The 1,986-nt window shown below is 67.2% G+C and carries 2 protein-coding genes and 1 pseudogene; all 3 read left to right on the forward strand.

Annotated features, from left to right (window positions below; translation table 11 throughout):
* Nucleotides 1-197 (forward strand): annotated as a pseudogene (locus EOD15_RS33525) (hypothetical protein); the annotation flags it as partial.
* Nucleotides 194-1,510: a lipid IV(A) 3-deoxy-D-manno-octulosonic acid transferase gene (waaA, locus tag EOD15_RS33530; RefSeq protein WP_027038607.1), complete on the forward strand. Its 1,317-nt coding sequence runs from the start codon at nt 194-196 to the stop codon at nt 1,508-1,510. The pseudogene EOD15_RS33525 and the gene waaA, both read left to right, overlap by 4 nt.
* Nucleotide 1,511: 1 nt before the next feature.
* The coding region (gene lpxK, locus EOD15_RS33535) for a tetraacyldisaccharide 4'-kinase (RefSeq protein WP_127409255.1) at nt 1,512-1,986 on the forward strand (475 nt) is incomplete at its 3' end.

The raw sequence follows: 1,986 nt of genomic DNA on the forward strand, positions 1-1,986 counted from the left end.
GCAAGGTGCTGGAGAAGAGCTGGGACAAGACCACCATCAACCTGCCGTTCGGCCGTTCGTCGATCGTCATCGGTCAGCCGATCTTCGTGGCGGCCGGCGCCGATGAGGCCGAAATGGAGCGCAAGCGCCAGGAAGTGACGACCGCGCTCAATGCCGCGACCGCCGAGGCCTACCGTCTCGTGGATGCCCCGCGATGAGCGGCCGCTGGGCGCGAGCCATGCTGTCGGCATACCGTTTCGCAGGTGCGGCTGCCTATCCGCTGGTCGGGCCCTATGTGGCCTGGCGCACCTCACGCGGCAAGGAAGACCGCTACCGCCGCCGCGAGCGCTATGGCGTCGCCGGCCGCGCGCGCCCCGACGGGCCGGTGATCTGGATCCATGCCGCGAGCGTCGGTGAGACCATAGCCGTCGTGCCGTTGGTCGAAAGCATCCTCGACTATGGCGTCAACATCGTGCTGACGACCGGCACGGTCACCTCGGCGCAGGTCGCCGACGAGCGTCTCGGTGACCGGATCATCCACCAATACGTACCGCTCGATCTCAAGCCGGCGGTCAGCCGGTTTCTCGATCACTGGCAGCCGGATCTGGCGATCATCGCCGAATCCGAAATCTGGCCGATGACCATCCTCGAGCTTGGCGCGCGCCGCGTGCCGCAGGTGCTGGTCAATGGCAGGCTCTCCGACCGCTCGTTCAAGTCGTGGAAGAAACGGGCCAACATCGCCGAGGCGTTGTTCGAGAACCTGGCTCACGTCGTGGCGCAGTCGGATGTCGATGGCGAGCGGTTTCTGGCGCTCGGCGCCCGGCCGGTCACCGTGTCGGGCAATCTCAAGGTCGATACCTCGCCGCCGCCCGTCGACGAACGGGCGCTGGCGACGCTGCGGCGGCAGATCGGCACGCGCCCGACCTGGGCGGCGATCTCGACCCATGACGGCGAGGAAGTGGTCGCGGCTGAAGTCCACGCGACGCTGCACAAGCGCCACCATGGTCTCCTGACGATCGTCGTTCCGCGTCATCCCGATCGCGGCGAGGCGCTTGCGGCGCAGATTTCCGGCATGGGCCTGAAGGTCGCGCGGCGCAGCAAGGGCGACAGGATCGCCGCCGACACGGATATATTGCTCGGCGACACGATCGGCGAAATGGGACTCTATCTCCGGCTGACCGAAATCGCCTTCGTCGGCCGCTCGCTGACCTCCGAGGGTGGCCAGAACCCGCTGGAACCGGCCATGCTCGACACCGCGGTTCTCGCCGGGCGCAATGTGCAGAATTTTCGCGAGGCCTACCAGCGTCTCCTCGACAGCGGCGGCGCCAAGCTGGTGCGCGATCGCGACATGCTGGCCGGCGCCGTCAATTTCCTCCTGACCAACGAAGTGGCGCGCCACGAGATGATGGCGGCGGGTGTGGCGACCGTCGACGAGATGCGTGGCGCGCTGGCGCGCACGCTGAAATCGCTTGAGCCCTACATCCAGCCGTTGGTCGTCAAGTCGCGCCTGAAGGGCGCGAACGGTCGCTAGCGTGGCCTCCGAAGCACCACCATTCTGGTGGGAAGAGCCGGACTGGCGGGTCCTGGCATTGTCGCCGCTATCGGCCATCTATGCGGCCGCCGCCGGCCGCGGCATGCGGCGGGCCAAGCGCGAGAAGATCGAGGCACCCGTTCTGTGCATCGGCAATTTCACGGTTGGCGGCACCGGCAAGACACCGGTGGCCATCGCGCTCGCCGAACAGGCCAAGCGCATGCATCTCAAACCAGGCTTCCTGTCGCGCGGCCACGGCGGCTCGTTCGCCGAGCCGCATGTCGTCGATATCGATCACGACAGCGCCCGGCATGTCGGTGACGAACCGCTGCTGCTCGCCGAACACGCGCCGGTGGCGGTGACACCGAACCGCGCCGCCGGCGCCCGGCTGCTGCTGGAACGCAATGGCTGCGATTTCCTGATCATGGATGATGGCTTCCAGAGCGCCCGCATCCACATCGACTACGCGCTGGTCG

The sequence above is a fragment of the Mesorhizobium sp. M7A.T.Ca.US.000.02.2.1 genome (assembly GCF_003996995.1).
In the GTDB taxonomy this organism is placed as follows: domain Bacteria; phylum Pseudomonadota; class Alphaproteobacteria; order Rhizobiales; family Rhizobiaceae; genus Mesorhizobium.

What these genes read in the sequence shown, in the direction of transcription:
- waaA (WP_027038607.1), top strand. Translation starts at nt 194, where the DNA reads ATGAGCGGCCGCTGGGCGCGAGCCATGCTGTCGGCATACCGTTTCGCA.